This window comes from Streptosporangium sp. NPDC020145 (assembly GCF_040631275.1).
Classification (GTDB): domain Bacteria; phylum Actinomycetota; class Actinomycetes; order Streptosporangiales; family Streptosporangiaceae; genus Streptosporangium.
Window position 1 is genome coordinate 13,641 of record NZ_JBEXZT010000028.1, and the last position, 14,506, is coordinate 28,146.

Here is a 14,506-nt window from a genome sequence, read left to right on the forward strand (position 1 = left end):
GCTCGGTGGGTTCCTGCCCACGGCCGGTGGCCGCACCGTCAAGAGCCGTGCCTCACGGCATGCTTGTGCCCGGAGATCGCCTGGTGCCGAGCCCCGCCACCGGACGATCACTGCGTGCGGCGGTCCACCGCCCCGGAATAGTTGAAACATCAACTGAGTTGTGAGTGGCGAACCACGCTGAAGGGAGCGCAGACATGCCCGCCGTAACCGTCGACAACGTCCTGGCCCTGCCCCGCATCCCGCAGGACCTGGGGATCGGCCGGAAGGTGCTCGCCGTCGAGACCGCGCCCAGCGGCTTCGAGGGCGAGGGCTTCCCCGTCCGCAAGGCCCTGGCGGCGATCAAGCTCGAATACCTCGACCCGTTCATCATGATGGACCAGATGGGCGAGGTGGACTACGCGCCGGGTGAGCCCAAGGGCACGCCGTGGCACCCGCACCGCGGCTTCGAGACCGTCACCTACATCATCGACGGCACCTTCGTCCACCAGGACTCCCACGGCGGCGGCGGTGTCATCGCCGACGGCGACACCCAATGGATGACCGCCGGATCCGGTCTGCTGCACATCGAGGCTCCGCCGGAGTGGCTCGTCCAGCAGGGCGGCCTCTTCCACGGCATCCAGCTCTGGGTGAACCTGCCCTCCAAGGACAAGATGCTCACCCCGAAGTACCAGGACATCGGACGCGCCAACGTCGCCCTGCTCAGCAGTCACGACGGTGGCGCGCTGGTCCGGCTGATCGCCGGTGACGTGGCCGGGTACGCCGGGCCCGGTGCGACCCACACCCCGATCACCCTGCTGCACGCCAGCATCAGCCCCGGGGCGCAGCTCACGATGCCCTGGCGCAAGGACTTCAACGCCCTGGCCTACGCGCTGTCCGGCAAGGGCAGCGTCGGCGCGAAGAAGGCGTCCATCATCGGCGGGCAGCTCGCCGTCTTCGAGGGCTTCGGCAACCGGCCCGGCCTGGCCACCGACGCCGAGACCATCACGATCACCGCCTCGCCCACCTCGGGCCTGGAGGTCATCGTCCTCGGCGGCGAGCCCATCGGCGAACCGGTCGCGCACTACGGACCGTTCGTCATGAACACCCACGAGGAGCTGGTCAAGGCCTTCGACGACTACAAGGCAGGCCGCCTGGGCTCGATCCCCGCGGGGGACCACGCCTGACGCACCCGTCTCCACCGTCTGGGCGGGTCAGACCCGCCCAGACGAACATCGGAACCTCCGGGGCCGGTCACGTTGCGGTTGACCTCCCGGCGCCGGGCATCAGGTGTGGGGCGTGCTCCCTGACCGCCTCGAACAGCCGGCTCCTGGAGGGGTTCACCATCGCCTCCCCGGCCACGGTCACGGTCGGCACGGTCTCGTTCCCGTCCGCGACCGAGCGGACGAACGCCGCCGCGTCAGGGTCCTTCCAGATGTTGACCTCGCTGTGGCGCAGCCTTGTGAGCGGGGCGGCGGCTCCTTCGTAAACGGGGCTCAAGCCTGGCCGGGTTCGCCGTCCCTGGGGTTGTCGGTGGGGTGATCTAGTGTCCCGGCCATGACTTCAGCGACGCAGGCGTACACGTACGCCGCGCCTTCCTCCCTTGTCGACGGCCGTCTCGGATTGGCGACCTCCGGCGGCCGGGCCCTGTCCGGCCCGGCCGTGGCCCCCCGGTTCTTCAGCGGAGTGGTGACCCAGGCGGCCCCCGCCGCGGCTGCCCTGCTCGGCGTCGCCGACGTGGCCCTGGCCCGCTACCACCAGCCGCAGGCGCGGCCCGGCTGGGTGCGTGACCCGGTGGTGACGTGCAACGGAGACCGGTTGCGGTTCGAGTCGTTCTCGGCCTGTGGCGGCGTGTACGCCCGGCTTGACCTGCTGGGCGGCGCGCTCGACGGTGAGGTGTTCGACCGGGGCACCACCAACGTCGATGTGAACGCGCCGCTCCGGGAGGCGTTGGCGCGTATCGGCGCGCGTGACCCGTTGCACCTGGGGGTCGGGCTCGACGAACTGGTCGTGACCACGATGGACGGCGCGGTGGTGGAGAAGAAGGTGCCGCTGCCCGAGCGTTGGCTACGCGGCTTCGCCGAGGTGCAGGTCATCGCCTCGGGCATGGACCAGCGCGGTGAGCTGACCGGCATGGCGGCGGTGCGGTTCCTGCGTGGGCTGCCCAAGAAGGGCACGGTGTGGGTGGCGCAGGTGGGACGGGAGCTGAAGGTCTCCGACCGCAGGGGTCCCGGCTCGGTCCAGCTCGCCGGCCCCAACCGGCTCGGCACCCTCCTGCCGCTGCTGCGCTTCGCGAAGTCCCTGCGGGTGTACGGCCCGGCCGACGCCGCCTGCAGCGCCTGGGAACTGGAGCTCCCCGGTATGCGCTACACGCTCACTCTCTCGCCTGAGCGCTGGCGCGGCTTCTCCGGTGAGGGCGCGGTGCTCGACGACCTGGCCACCGACGAGGCCGAGAACGACGCCGACGTGGTGGGCATGCTGCTCAACTTCGAGCCCGAGATCGAGATCGGCCTGCTGGCCGACCGCGCGGGCATCCCCGCCGGCCGGGTGCGGGCCGCGCTGACGCAGCTCGGTGTCGCCGGCCGGGTCGGCTACGACCTGTCGGAGGCCGCCCACTTCCACCGTGAGCTGCCCTACGACAAGGACAACGTGATCCTGCTCAACCCACGGCTGGCCAAGGCGCGCAAGCTCGTCGACGCGGGAGCCGTACACCTCGAAGGCGAGCTGGCCACCGTCCGGACCTCGGGCGGAGCGCGCCGGGTCTCGCTGACCGACGGGTCCTGCACCTGTGAGTGGTGGTGGGACCATCGCGGCTCCCGTGGGCCGTGCAAACACGTGCTGGCCGCCCGGATCGTCGCCCGTGCCGCCGTGGAGGTCTCCCGATGACTCTCTGGGCGGAGATCTGTGACCTGGTCGCCCGTGACCAGGTCACCCGCCTGGCCGCCCGGCTGGTCACGCTCACCGAGGAGGAGCGCGCCGAACTGGGCGGGCGGTTGCCCGGCCTCGTCAAGGAGCTACGCCGTACCCTCACCGAGCGGGTGCGCGCCGATCACCCCGACGACTTCGAGGAGACGGCCTTCTGGGAGATCAGTGAACTGCTCGACAGACTGGCGGGCGGGCTGCTGCTGACCGGGGTCGGCGTCATCACCGGCCCTGCGGCGGCGGTGACGTGGATGACCGGCCGCGACGTCAACCGCCGCTGGGCCGAGGCTGTTGACGTCGCCCAGGTGTGCCGGGTGGCAGCCACCCGGCCCCAAGAGTGGCGTCGTGATGTCGCGGTCCGGCTGGCCCAGCGGGTGCGCCGTCCCGGCGACCGCATCGCGCCGCTGGCCGTGGCGCTGCTGCGTGAGTCCGGCGCGGTGCCGCCCGACCACGACCCGCTGGTGGCCGCCTGGCTGGCCGCGCCGAGCGTGGCCGGTGACCCGCTGACCCCCGTGCTGCTGCCTCGTGTCTTCGACGCCGACGGCGCGGGTCGCGTCCTCCGTGACGAGCGGTTGGAGCCCCGGCCAACCCGTTGGCTGGCCGCCGCCGCCCGCGAACTGCCCAGGAAACAGGCGCTCGACGGTTGTGTGAGCCGTTTCCTGCGCGGCGGCGAGGCGCAGGACCTGCGGTTCTTCGTCCGGCTGCACACGCTCCTCGCCCCCACTCCCGAGGAGTCCGCGCCTCGGCTGCGTGACTACCTGCGGTTGTTGCCGTCGGCTCCGGGAACGGTCGCCGAACTGGCCGCCGAGCAGGTACGTGGGGCGATGCCGCTCGGCCATGCCGACCTGGTCGAGGCCGTCGAGGCGCTCACCTTCCGGGATGAGGCCAAGCTCGCCGCCACGGGCCTGCGCTGGCTCGACCAGGCGATCCGGGCCACGCCCGAGACGGCCGCCGATTTCGTGACCGCGCTGACCACGGCGTACGCGCACAAGTCCTTCGACGTGCGCAACCGCGCGGTTGAGCTGACCCTGAAGCACGCAGGCCTGTTCGCCGGCCACCCTGAGGCGATCCTCGACGGCGTCCACCACCTGCCCGTCGATCTGGGGGTGAAGCTGGCCGAGCGGTTCGGCGGGGAGGTTCCGGTCGAGGAACCGCTGGAGCGCAAGGAGTTCCCGCCGCTGCCCGCGCCTCCGGAGGCTCGGAGGTTCCCCGAGCCGTCGATCTCCCCCGGCCACGATGAGCGTTGGGTCGGCCAGGAACGCTGGCTTGCCGCCTTCGTCACCGGCATCGCCGACGACCGGGCGGAACTGTGCCGCAGGCTCAAGCCTCGTGTCGAGCAGAACCAGGGGTACTGGCGCTCCAGGGAGGCGCGTCTCGACCCCGACGACTGGCAGTCGGCGCTGTCCGCCGAGCTCGTCACCCCCGGGAGCGTGCCGGAGCTGCCACCGATCGAACCGGAGAAGTTCTGGGACGACGCGAACCACTCCGTGGGGGTGCGCACGCTCACCCGTGGCGAGGAGCCCGACCCGGAGCCGAGGCCCCGGCGGTTCGTCATAGGCGGCGCCTACCGGCCCGGCCGCTACCTCGACGACGACACCCCGCTGCGCGCCTTCTTCATCACCTGGAACAGCGACGACGGCCCGGACGGGGCGACTGCCCGCGAGGGCGATGAGCGGGTCCCCTTCAGCGGGGGCCGGATCCACCTGTACGACTCCCCCGCCGACGACGAGCTGCCCCGTCCCTCCGACGCCTTCAACGACGAGGAGAACGACGACGAACTGCCGGATCACCTCCATCCGGCGCGGATGAGACCCGGTGTCCTGTACGACGACTCCGCCGAGGCCATGCCGTCCTTCATCCTCGACCACGCCTACGAGCGCATGGCCGAACTCGGTCTGGACCCCGCCAGGATCGCGGCGATGCGGGCGGGTGAGCGGGTACCCCCGCCAGGCCCGGACGAGCCGCTCGTGGAGGTGACCGTCGTCTTCGTCCCGCCCCGGCTGCGTTCCTTCATGCCCAAGGAGTTGCCCGAGCACGACGAGTGGCGGCGGCGCAACCACCTGCCCCACCCCAATCGTGTCTCCCCGCCCCATGATTTCCTGCTGCACCGCTACGCGGAACTCGCCGGAGCCCTCCGAAACGACACCCTGCCGCCCGTACTGCTGGCCACACCGACCTGGATGAGCGGCCACCTCGATCCCGACGTGCTGGTCGACCGGCTGGAGACCTGCGCCGCCGCCGGGGTCGAGCCGCCTCCGGCCGACCTGGCGCAGGCGTTGTTGCGGTTGCCCCGGGGCAGCCATCAGGCCGCGGCAGAGCGGGCCGCCAAGGTCGACTCGGAGGCGGCGCGTTCGGCCGCCCGCTGGCTCGCCGGTGACGGCATGGCCGATCCCGAGTGCGGCCACGTGTGGCGCCACATGGTGAACGCGTCCATGGTCGAGTTCGGCGACGGCGAACCGGAGCACTTCACCGATGTCAGGCTGCAGCCGGTGTTGCGGGTGACGGCCCCGACCGGTCATCGGCTGATCGACGAGGTGCTGCTGCGTCAGCCGTTCGACTGGACGGTCGAAGGGGCCGGCAGCACGCTCCGGGCGTGGCCCGCCATGCTGCCCTCACACCGCGAGGTCGCGGCTGTCAACTACCTGCCCTACCTGCTGGGCGGCTACTGGAGCACGCAGGTGACCCCCTCGGAGATCACCGGCCTGGAGATCGCCCAGGGCCCGATGGGCGAGTCCACGGCGGTGATCCTCGCTTACCTCCTGGCCGGCGGCGTGCCCGGTGTGATCCCGCTGGTCCTGAGCATGGCCGCCAGGGGCGAACTGCCCGCCGAGGCGATCGGCCGTCAGCTCGCGCTGGTGCTGCGCCGTACCTGGCTGGAGACCCGTTCCGCCATCGCGGCCCTGACCGGGCTGGCCGACGCCGGTGGCCACCAGGAGGTGTGGAACATCCTGCGCGCTCTGCTGCCCGGGATGTTGCCGGGCGAGGGACAGCGCATCACCGTGACCCACGCAGAACTCGTCGCCTTCGCCACCGACGTGGCGCGCTGGACCGGTGCGAGCGGAGAGATTCCGGTCGTCGCCGGTTTCGCGCGCAGCCGCCGGAGGATCCGCTTCGTCCACGAGTGCAAGCGTCTTCACTCCCAGCTCACCGAGGGCACCGCGTTCTCTCCTGCCGTCCAAGGCTGAGACTTTTCGCCGTGCGTGGTGATCGCCGTCTCCGAGGGGAGGCGAGAGGGCCTCGGCTGTATCGACCCGGGTCCGTCTGTCGGGGATGACTTCCCGGCCGCCGCCCGTCCGATGAGACCGGTTCGACGCTCCGGCCGCCACGAACACATCGGGCCGCGCGGATTCCGCGCGGCCCGATGGAGGAGCGATGTGACACCGGCCGGTCGCCGATGCCCGTCCGTGCCGGAGGATCAGGCGATCTGCCCTCGGTACCCGACCGGCCCCTCACCGGGGAAACGGGCGGTCCCCTCGAACTTGGTGCCGTCGTCGAAGAAGGTCACCGAGCCGTTGCCGGCGTTGTCGCTGCTCCAGGTGACCGTGGTGCCCGTGGCCGGACGGCCGTCGCCGGGGACGACCTGGCCACGACTGGCGATGGACAGGATGAGAGGAGTGTCCTGCTGCCATCCGCCGCCACCCGTGTGGATCTCGGTGTTGTACCTGGCCACTGTTGTCTCCTTCGCTCGGTTGAAGATGGAGACGCGGTCGGGTCCGTTCGGGAACCCTCGCGCGCCTTTTCATCCTGCCACCACAGACAGTGATTAATAAGTCACTTATAGTTGTCTCAGGGCGATGAAGATGTGACGCCAGAGACAGTTGGGGCAGTTCTGGCCACGCACCGTATGGCTTCGCGAAGAATGGGGCGGTTTCGGGTGTGTCCGGCGGTGGCCTCCGCCGGCGCGTATCGCGCCTTTCTCATATCCGGTGCCGGTTCTCCAAACAATTCACCGGTCACCCGTGTCTAAACAGTCGCAGGAGACCCGCGCAATCTGGGACGCGAAAGGATCGTTTCGTGTGCGTCAGTGAATACGGGAGACCGATAACAATTTTTTTGACAGTGGCGAATTCTGTCATGGAAAACCAGCGATGAACGGGGCCGTGTCCCACAGCGGGGACCTGCCCGCCTCCGACCGGTTCGGCCGGTGGCATGAGACGGCGGACCGGTCCCTGATGCCCACCGTGGTGCACAGCGACCACGAGGCCGACTTCCGTGCCACCATGCGTGTGCTCGACCTCGGCTCGACGCAGGTGTACGCGGTGACCTGTCCGTCCCTGCGGTCGCGCCGTACCTCGGCGCAGGTTCGCGGGTCCGATCCCGAGACGTACTGCCTGTCACTCTCTCGGCGTGGCACCACGCAGATCACCCAGTTCGGCAGGCAGGCGACCGCGGGGCCCGGGGACATGGTGTTCTACGACAACTCACATCCCTGTCACGGTGAGATCGTCGCCGACGAAACCGGCAGTTTCGAGGGGCTGGTCCTGCAGGTCCCCAAGGCCGCGCTGTCGCTGCCCGCCGACGCGCTCACCTCTCTGGCCTCGGTCAGCCTGCCCTCCCGCGACGGCGTCGGCGCCCTGCTGCACCGCTATCTGGAGGAGTTGATGCGCAACGCCTCCGGCTACACCATGGCAGACGCCTCCCGCCTGTCGGCCGTCACCGTCGCCCTGTTCACCGCGATGTGCGCCCACCACCTTGAGGCCACCGAGGCCCTGCCGCCCGAGACCCACCGGCAGGTGCTGAAGACGCGCATCCACGCCTTCATCCAGCGCAGCCTCAGCGACCCGGCGCTGTGCGCCGAGACCGTCGCCGCCGCCCACCAGATCTCCGTCCGCCACCTGTACCACCTCTTCGAGGAGCAGGGCCTGACCGTGGCGGCCTGGATACGCCGGTGCCGCCTGGAACGCTGCCGTCACGACCTGGCCGACCCGGCCCAGCGCTCCCTGCCGATCCACGCCATCGCCGCCCGGTGGGGGTTCGCCAGCAACGCCCACTTCAGCCGCACCTTCCGCGCCGCCTACGGTCTGTCCCCCGCCGGCTATCGCTCGTCGCGCGAATGGGTGTGGCACGGCCGTGACCGGAGGGGAGGTGGGCGACCACTGCCGCCGCCGGAGAGCGTGTTCTCCCGTGAGGCCGTGCGGGAAATATCAGTAACCGGTGCGGCAGCCGTCAATGACATACCGGCTATAAGCCGACAAACTAATCACAAGCTGTTTCCGAGTGAGGGGCAGGGCACCCAGGAGGCCGGTCCCATCGGTTCATGAACGGCCCCACCGCGAGACCTTTCGCGTACGGCGGCGCGTGAGGCACCAACCCTCTCTCAAGCCCGGATCGGCGGGCGAGCCACGTACGCCCGCCGATCCGTTTACCCGTCGTCGTTCTTCGCTCCGAGGGTGATTCGCCGCATGCTCCCGCTGCGTGAACCGACCGGTCCCCGCACATGGAACCCGCCCTCAGAACGCCCGGAACCCCCGAGGCGTCCTGAAGCACCGTAGGACGACCGCCGCCCCGGCCTCGGAAACGGAGGACGGGGTGGCGCGGTCTCCGATCAGGGCGTGACCAGACGTTCGCGAAGGAAGGCACGGATCTGCCCGGCGACCGCCTGGGGCGCGTTCAGGTCGGGGGCGTTGTGGTCCAGCCCGCGCGAGATCACGTACCGGGCGTCGGGCATCACCTCCGCCAGGCGGGGCAGTACGCCGGTCAGATAGCCGGGCGTCTTCTCCCCGCCCAGCAGCAACGCCGGGGAGGCGATGCCCGCGTATCTCGTGCCGTCGGAGTCGAGGCGGCCGATCTCGCCGATCTCCGCCGGGGCGGTCGCCATCATCGCCCGCATGTCGCGTCCCTCGGCCCCGCTCAGCATCATGAACGCCAGCGCGCGGAACACCGGCGTCGGCGCGTTTCCGATCGGGGTCAGGCGAGTGCCCCTGAGGAAGGCCGCCATCGCCGCGACCTGCCTGCCCTCCCCCAGCAGACGGGTGAAGTCCGGCAGCCAGCGAGTGTCGAACGACCCCTCGACACTCACGCCCGGCTCGTACGCCATCAACGCGGCCACCCTTCTGCGCAGCCCGAGATGCAGGGCCGTCAGACCTCCGTAGCTGTGCCCGAAGACCAGGTCCGAGCCCGTGCGCTCCATGACGGCGACCGCGTCGTCGACCTCGGTCTCGACACCGTAACCCGGGCCCTGCGGCCCGCTCAGGCCACGCCCCCGTCGCTCGATCACGTGCACCGCGTAGGTGTCCGAAAGCTCCCGGGCCAGGACGCCGTAGTGGTGGGCGCGCCGGTTGTTCCCGGGGATCACCACCAGCCCCGGCCCGTTTCCCTGGCTGAGAAACGCGATCGTCGTCCCGTCCGCGGAGGTCACCACGTCGTCATGCCACTCGATCTCCGCCCTGCCGCTCATTCGCCCCGTCCTCGGTGGAAACAGACGTCGTTGCCGCACGTGAACCGGTACGGCTAGGATATGAAGTGTACGGTACAGTCTCGTTCGGTTAGGTGGCATGGTCAGAGGAATTGCGCGCGAACAGGCGATTTTGACGGCGACGATCGAGTTGCTCGGCGAGATCGGTTACCAGGCGCTGACGATGGACGCGGTGGCCCAGCGGGCACGCGCCAGCAAGCAGACCATCTACCGCCGGTGGCGGGGAAAACCGGAGCTGGTCAAGGCCGCGCTGGACGCGCGCGACGCCGTACAGGTGGCCGAGATCCCCTCGACCGGCACCCTGCGCGGTGACCTGCTGGCGGCGCTTGACACATTGTGCGCCGAGGCCGACGACCGGTACCTGACCATGATGACCGGGCTGATCCACGCGATGCGGACCGACGCCGAACTGGCCGAGACCCTGCGTTCGCACGTGGCCGACGAGGACCAGGGGCCCTTCCGGGTGATCGTGGAACGCGCCGTGGCCCGTGGCGAGGTGCCCGCGAGCACATCGACCGAGCTGGCGCATCAGGTGGCGGAGGGGCAGATCATGCGCCGGATGATCCTCAACGGCCCGCTCGACCACGAATTCCTGACCGGCCTGGTGGACGACCTGCTCATGCCCCTGCTGACCAGGAGCTTCCCCGTCGAGGCGAACGACCTGCCGGGCCGCTGAGGGCCGTCCTGGCCGTTGGGAGCCCGGCGCGCGGTGGTGTCAGGAAGCGGGGCCGGTCGCCTCGATGGAGGACCCGCTGCCCGCCTCAGCTGGGCACCGTGTCGGTGAGCGCGGCAGGTCCCTCGAAGGTGCGGGGTGTCTGGGTGCGGTAGGAGTGGCCGAGCTCCGGGCCGAGCCCGAAGTAGTGGCGGAAGTTGTAGATGAGAGGGCTCCAGGCGGCGGGGTCGATGTGGTCGGTGCCCGGAACGACGATGCGGGGGTCGGCGTGCACCTTGCACACGACGGCCTCGACGATGAGGAAGTCCTCGAAGAGATCCGGCCGTACCCGCTCGGCGCGGGCCTCCAGTTGGATCGGGCATCCGGCGACGCGAGGCGGCCGGACCAGATGGGAGGGTTCGCCGGTCACGCCTGCGGCGGCGAACTTGTCCGGCTCGAAGCGGCAGCCCTTGGGTTTGCCGGAGGGGACCGGATTCCGGCCGGTCAGCGGCGCCAGCCGCTCCACGGCCGGCCACTGGGCGGGGGCCGGCAGGCTGATGACCAGGTCGGGGCGGCTGCCGAGGTTGGACGCGGTCTGCCCGTCAAGCCCCAGTCCCATCACCACCGTCTGCCCAAGGGCCCATGCGGACGATATAGGGGCGAGGTTAAACGAGCCGTCCGGATTCTCCGTCGTCAGGAGCACCACCGGCGTCCCGAAGTACAGGATGCTCGGCTCGATCTCCAGGTGGGTCACGACCGTCTGTTCGGGCAGGGTGTGGGGAGATGCCGCGTTCATGGTGGCAGCCTAGGATCCGGTCGTTTCGGCCAGGGCCGAAACGTCGAAGGGGCTGACGGGCCGCACGGACACGCGGTGCGCATGCGGCCGGTCCCGGCCCGGCCATCGTGGCGAAGCCGCCGGCCGATGGTGTGTGAACAGGCTTTGCCCGGCTCTGCCCGGCGGCCGGACTTGGTCGGCATGCCCTTGCCCGTGGCCGCCGATCTGTCACGGTTCGATGTGGGCCTTCATCGACTGCCAGGGGGAGGCGTCGAACAGCAGCATGATCGAGACGATCCTGCCGTCCTCCAGGCGGAAGTGCTCGGCGGTGCGCTGCGTGCCCACCGGTGTGGCGGTGCGCACGTCGTAGACGAGGGTCGCCTCCGCCTCGCCGTACAGCTCGCTGATCAGTTCCACACCGGTCACGATCGACACGAAACCCGGCAGTGTGGCCAGGTGGCCCGTCCGGTCGTCGGAGCTGATGAACGGGCTCTGGAAGTGGAACGGCTCCCCCAGATGCTCGGCGGCGGCGGTCACGTCGCCGCGGAAGCGCGCCTCGTGGTAGCCGCGTACGGCGTGGCGGGTTCGTTCCGGAGAGGAGGTGGTCATGAGCGGGGTCCCGTCTGGCGGAGGTGGCCGGTGAGGCGGTGCTGGTTGGCGGCGAGCCGCAGGCACAGGTCGCGGAAGGTGACGAGGTCATCGGGGGTGAACCCCTGGAACATGGCCCGCATCGCCATCCGCGCGGGCTGGCGGAACGCCTCGATCCACGCCTGTCCCTCGGCGGTGATCTCGGCCAGGACCGAGCGCCTGTCCTCTGGGTCGGGGACGCGGCGGACAAGCCCGTCGCGTTCCAGGGTGTCCACCAGGCCGGTGACGTTGCGGGAGCTGACCCCGGCGGCGCGGGCGAGGTCACCGATGCTGATGCCCTGGCCGGCCGCGCCGAGCCGGATCAGCAGGTCGAGGGCGCCCGCGCTGACCCCCCTGCCCTCGGAGCCCTGGGCGCGCACGCGTTCCACGGAGTGGTAGGCGGTGCGGACGGCGGCGCCCGCCTCGAAGGCGAGCAGTTGGTCGCCGTCTTCGGCGAACCGCGCCATCGCCTCTCTGACGCGGGGGTCGTAGAGGGTCCCGTCCTCGTCGTGCCCGTAGTTGTGTACGTCATTCATAGTGAGAATGGAGATTAGTACCTACTTCCAGATCTCCGCAACGAGGCCGCTACGCCTTTTCGGAGAGCGGGCGAAAGGCCCCGCTCCGGAGCAGCAGGTGAAGGGCCAGCAGGCTCAGCCAGCACCACCCGATGATGATCGCCACACGCTGGAACAGCCCGCTGAGACCGGCCAGTCCTTCGGCCTGCTCGAAACCCAGGCTGGAGAGGGTCATCGCCACCGTGAAGGCGATCCCGGTGAACGCGGAATAGGCCGCCCATCCGCGTTCTCCCCAGCCGGCGAAGCGCCGGGTGAAGACGAAGCAGGCCGCCACCAGGGCCACGAAGGTGGCGAACGAGATGCCGTCGTGCAGGGCGGCGTGCGTACTGCCGTAGTGCGTGAGCCTGGCCGGGGTGCCCGGCGGATAACCGTTGATCGGGTCGGTGACGAAGATCCCGGCGCCGAGCAGTCCCAACGCCCAGACCGCCACCAGTAGCGGCCCCCAGGTCGAGCCCCCGAGTGGCTGGAGCGCGCGCCTTAACCCGACGGCGAAGGCCAGGGTGAGCAGGCCCGCGACGAGGAAGTTGGCCACCTGTACCCACCCGAGATCACCCAGGGCGAGTGAACTGACCGGATGGCGCAACAGGTCGTAGCCGGCTCGGGCGGCGCCCGCGACGAGGAAGGTGAGGACGAACAGCGGGCCTGCGATCACCCCGCAGGCGAGGAGAGGGGCGGTCCGTGCCGCCTCGGCCAATCGGGAACGTGTTCGCGCTGACATGGATGGCACTGCCCCTCTGGGAATGGGTGACGATGCGGCTTCGTGCACCCGGCGGCGAAGAAGCGGGACGCGTCGCCTCCGAGTGTTTGTCAGTTTGGGTTGACAGCCACTCATGTGTCAACCCGGGTTGACACATGAGGGAAGTTCTCGAAGAGGCGCCGATCGTGCGGCAGGCAGCCCCCCTGCGCCCGCTCTGTCATCAAGCGCGAGCCACCTCCCGCGAGCGACCTGACTCCGCCGTGGAACGAGGCAACCGCGCCTCGACGCCATGGCCGTACGCGGTCGCATACGACCGGGAAGGGCGGGGTCACCGCCTCCGGCGGGATCGAGGGCCGGACCCCAGGGCGAAGTCGGCGGCGTCGGCGATCGCGTCCGCGAAGTACTCGGTCGCCTGGGCGGCCGTACCGCCGTTCACATGAATGTGGTCCGGGGCGGCGGGCTGTTTCCTGAACAGGAACCCCGGCAATATGGAGACGCCTTTCCTGGCCAGCCGCGTCGAAACCGAGTGCTCATCGGGAACCGGCACCCAGACGCTTATTCCCGAGTCGCTTCCGATGTCGAATCCGCGTTCCCTCAACGCCTCGACGAAATCGGCGTGCCTTCGCCGGTAGGTGGCGGCCGAGGAGGCGACGGCCGCGACGGAAGCGGCGTCGGTGAGATGGAACGCGAGGGCGTTCTGCAGAATCCGGCTCACCCACCTACTCGAATAGGTGATCTTAAACCACATCCGCTCGACGTGGTGGTGTGTTCCACCGACGACCGCCACCCGGGAGTCGGAACCGTGGGAGAAGATGAAGTTCTGTACCTGGACGATCTGCCTGCCCAGATACGGCCCGAGCGACGGCACGCCGTTCTCGGCGAGAAAGGGGATGATGACGACCTCGATGACGGTGACGGACGATTCCGCGAGCAACGAGGCCGCCCTCTCCAGCCAGGCCGGAGTGACCGAACGCCCCAGCGGGACGTGGCCGAACGGCTGATAGATAAAGGCACTCGGTTTGTCGGCCAGTGCCTTTTCGAGAATGTCGAGATCCGGCCCTCCATCGCCATAGGGAATGGAGACGGGAGCCGCCCCGACGGATTCGACGATGTCGAAAATGCGGGGAAACGACGGCTCCTCGACCATCACACGGTCACCCGCCTTGACCGATGTGCCGAGCGCGAGGTCCACACCGTCCATTCCGCCGTGCACGACCAGGAAATCCTCCGCGGGGAACGGCCAGATCGGCTCGACCGCGTCGCGGAGCTCAGGGGTGATCAGCTCGGGTTCGAGCAGGTGCAGCTTGGGCGTCCCCGCCGCCGCGAGCAGCGCCGCCCGCGAGTCCGGTAGCAGCTCCGGGTCGTAGTTGAGGTTCCCCAGGTCGACGGGCATCCCGGCGCCGGCCCGCAACATGCGCTCAAGCCGTGAGGCACGGGGGACGGACGGCGGCCCGGTGACGATCGTCCCGCCCCTGCGGCGTGTCTCGACGACACGGCGGTCGGCGAGGACGCGCCAGGCCTGCGCGACGGCCGACGGACTCATCCTCAGCTCGTGGGCCAGCGCGCGGATCGTGGGCAGCCGCGTCCCCGGCGGGATCTCACCGGAGGCGATCAGTTCGAGCACGGTACGCGCCAGCACGCTCGCGTTGTGCAGCGGCGTCCGGGTCGCGATGAGCCTGCGAAGCTCGTCGGGCTCCACGCTCCCCCCGTTCCGGATCGGGCTGTCGCGTATATGTACGTGTACATAAGTGCATTGACGTGCTGTGTGTACGTTCCGTACGGTCCGAGCTTACTCCGGGTCGGCCCCACCCCCCACGGTGGCCGATGCCCGGCCCAGGCCGACGACCTGTCGCCGGCGAGGCGCACG

At 69.9% G+C, this 14,506-nt stretch carries 13 protein-coding genes; 5 read left to right on the forward strand and 8 right to left on the reverse strand.

What is annotated here, in order from left to right:
* Window positions 1–194 precede the first annotated feature (194 nt).
* Entirely contained in the window at window positions 195–1,163 is a 969-nt protein-coding gene (locus ABZ463_RS34215; RefSeq protein WP_362782605.1) for a pirin family protein, read from the forward strand.
* A gap of 67 nt (window positions 1,164–1,230) precedes the next feature.
* On the opposite strand, the gene ABZ463_RS34220 is transcribed toward ABZ463_RS34215, so the two are convergent.
* Window positions 1,231–1,476: a hypothetical protein gene (locus tag ABZ463_RS34220; protein ID WP_362782608.1), complete on the reverse strand. Its 246-nt coding sequence runs from the start codon at window positions 1,474–1,476 to the stop codon at window positions 1,231–1,233.
* Between the two features lie 57 nt (window positions 1,477–1,533).
* On the opposite strand from ABZ463_RS34220, the gene ABZ463_RS34225 reads away from it, so the two are divergent.
* Window positions 1,534–2,862 (forward strand): SWIM zinc finger family protein, encoded by a 1,329-nt coding sequence (locus ABZ463_RS34225; protein WP_362782610.1) that lies wholly within the window; start codon window positions 1,534–1,536, stop codon window positions 2,860–2,862.
* Window positions 2,859–6,083 carry a DUF6493 family protein gene (locus ABZ463_RS34230; RefSeq protein WP_362782613.1) on the forward strand — a complete coding sequence of 1,075 codons (3,225 nt, stop codon included), beginning with the start codon at window positions 2,859–2,861 and terminating at the stop codon, window positions 6,081–6,083. Before ABZ463_RS34225 ends, ABZ463_RS34230 begins: the two co-directional genes overlap by 4 nt.
* Window positions 6,084–6,313: 230 nt before the next feature.
* On the opposite strand, the gene ABZ463_RS34235 is transcribed toward ABZ463_RS34230, so the two are convergent.
* On the reverse strand, window positions 6,314–6,568 hold the full coding sequence (locus ABZ463_RS34235) for a hypothetical protein (protein WP_352012348.1): 255 nt from the start codon (window positions 6,566–6,568) through the stop codon (window positions 6,314–6,316).
* A gap of 418 nt (window positions 6,569–6,986) precedes the next feature.
* Here ABZ463_RS34235 and ABZ463_RS34240 point away from each other — a divergent pair, with 418 nt between their 5' ends.
* Window positions 6,987–8,159 (forward strand): helix-turn-helix domain-containing protein, encoded by a 1,173-nt coding sequence (locus tag ABZ463_RS34240; RefSeq protein WP_362782616.1) that lies wholly within the window; start codon window positions 6,987–6,989, stop codon window positions 8,157–8,159.
* Between the two features lie 284 nt (window positions 8,160–8,443).
* On the opposite strand, the gene ABZ463_RS34245 is transcribed toward ABZ463_RS34240, so the two are convergent.
* A complete protein-coding gene (locus ABZ463_RS34245) occupies window positions 8,444–9,295 on the reverse strand; it encodes an alpha/beta hydrolase (RefSeq protein ID WP_362782619.1) in 852 nt (283 codons plus the stop codon).
* A 97-nt stretch (window positions 9,296–9,392) separates the two neighbouring features.
* Here ABZ463_RS34245 and ABZ463_RS34250 point away from each other — a divergent pair, with 97 nt between their 5' ends.
* Entirely contained in the window at window positions 9,393–9,989 is a 597-nt protein-coding gene (locus ABZ463_RS34250; RefSeq protein ID WP_362782622.1) for a TetR/AcrR family transcriptional regulator, read from the forward strand.
* A gap of 85 nt (window positions 9,990–10,074) precedes the next feature.
* On the opposite strand, the gene ABZ463_RS34255 is transcribed toward ABZ463_RS34250, so the two are convergent.
* The 5 genes from ABZ463_RS34255 to ABZ463_RS34275 all read right to left on the reverse strand — a co-directional run bounded on the left by ABZ463_RS34255 (window position 10,075) and on the right by ABZ463_RS34275 (window position 14,338).
* Window positions 10,075–10,761 (reverse strand): flavin reductase family protein, encoded by a 687-nt coding sequence (locus tag ABZ463_RS34255; RefSeq protein ID WP_362782625.1) that lies wholly within the window; start codon window positions 10,759–10,761, stop codon window positions 10,075–10,077.
* A 207-nt stretch (window positions 10,762–10,968) separates the two neighbouring features.
* On the reverse strand, window positions 10,969–11,349 hold the full coding sequence (locus tag ABZ463_RS34260) for a hypothetical protein (RefSeq protein ID WP_362782627.1): 381 nt from the start codon (window positions 11,347–11,349) through the stop codon (window positions 10,969–10,971).
* Window positions 11,346–11,903, reverse strand: coding sequence for a MarR family transcriptional regulator (locus ABZ463_RS34265; RefSeq protein WP_362782629.1), 558 nt, complete (start codon window positions 11,901–11,903; stop codon window positions 11,346–11,348). The genes ABZ463_RS34260 and ABZ463_RS34265 overlap by 4 nt, the downstream gene beginning before the upstream one ends.
* Window positions 11,904–11,952: 49 nt before the next feature.
* Window positions 11,953–12,660 (reverse strand): DUF998 domain-containing protein, encoded by a 708-nt coding sequence (locus ABZ463_RS34270; RefSeq protein ID WP_362782632.1) that lies wholly within the window; start codon window positions 12,658–12,660, stop codon window positions 11,953–11,955.
* A 307-nt stretch (window positions 12,661–12,967) separates the two neighbouring features.
* Complete coding sequence (locus ABZ463_RS34275) at window positions 12,968–14,338, reverse strand: aminotransferase class I/II-fold pyridoxal phosphate-dependent enzyme (protein WP_362782634.1); 1,371 nt, start codon at window positions 14,336–14,338, stop codon at window positions 12,968–12,970.
* Between the last annotated feature and the right edge of the window lie 168 nt (window positions 14,339–14,506).

Excerpts from the sequence above, each read along its gene's own strand:
- ABZ463_RS34215 (WP_362782605.1), top strand. The coding sequence starts at position 195 with ATGCCCGCCGTAACCGTCGACAACGTCCTGGCCCTGCCCCGCATCCCG.
- ABZ463_RS34265 (WP_362782629.1), bottom strand. The coding sequence starts at position 11,903 with ATGAATGACGTACACAACTACGGGCACGACGAGGACGGGACCCTCTAC.
- ABZ463_RS34270 (WP_362782632.1), bottom strand. The coding sequence starts at position 12,660 with ATGTCAGCGCGAACACGTTCCCGATTGGCCGAGGCGGCACGGACCGCC.
- ABZ463_RS34250 (WP_362782622.1), top strand. The coding sequence starts at position 9,393 with ATGGTCAGAGGAATTGCGCGCGAACAGGCGATTTTGACGGCGACGATC.
- ABZ463_RS34225 (WP_362782610.1), top strand. The coding sequence starts at position 1,534 with ATGACTTCAGCGACGCAGGCGTACACGTACGCCGCGCCTTCCTCCCTT.
- ABZ463_RS34260 (WP_362782627.1), bottom strand. The coding sequence starts at position 11,349 with ATGACCACCTCCTCTCCGGAACGAACCCGCCACGCCGTACGCGGCTAC.
- ABZ463_RS34230 (WP_362782613.1), top strand. The coding sequence starts at position 2,859 with ATGACTCTCTGGGCGGAGATCTGTGACCTGGTCGCCCGTGACCAGGTC.
- ABZ463_RS34240 (WP_362782616.1), top strand. The coding sequence starts at position 6,987 with ATGAACGGGGCCGTGTCCCACAGCGGGGACCTGCCCGCCTCCGACCGG.
- ABZ463_RS34245 (WP_362782619.1), bottom strand. The coding sequence starts at position 9,295 with ATGAGCGGCAGGGCGGAGATCGAGTGGCATGACGACGTGGTGACCTCC.
- ABZ463_RS34255 (WP_362782625.1), bottom strand. The coding sequence starts at position 10,761 with ATGAACGCGGCATCTCCCCACACCCTGCCCGAACAGACGGTCGTGACC.